Annotated in this window: 1 protein-coding gene; it reads right to left on the bottom strand. The window is 57.7% G+C overall.

The genetic code is table 11. The features are described 5' to 3' along the window. Positions 1-241 (bottom strand): hypothetical protein (locus HMPREF0693_RS18275; protein ID WP_004247182.1); only part of this gene is annotated, 241 nt, incomplete at both ends.

Raw genomic sequence — 241 nt, forward strand, 5'->3', positions numbered from 1 at the left:
AACTTCCTGGGCTACGGCAACATCAGACTCGGTAATCACCTGCGGCTGTTCAGTTACCGCGGCAGCGATCACTTCAGGATGCGTCGTTTCAACCACTTCCGGTTGCGGTTCGGCAACCTGAACGGGGGCTTCTACGACACCGGCCACTTCTTCAACAACTGGCGCGCTAACAACCGGTTCGATAGCGGCGGCGACAGGGACCTCAGTCACCATCGGCTGCACATGTACTTCTTCCTGTTCG

This window comes from Proteus mirabilis ATCC 29906, assembly GCF_000160755.1.
Classification (GTDB): Bacteria; Pseudomonadota; Gammaproteobacteria; order Enterobacterales; family Enterobacteriaceae; genus Proteus; species Proteus mirabilis.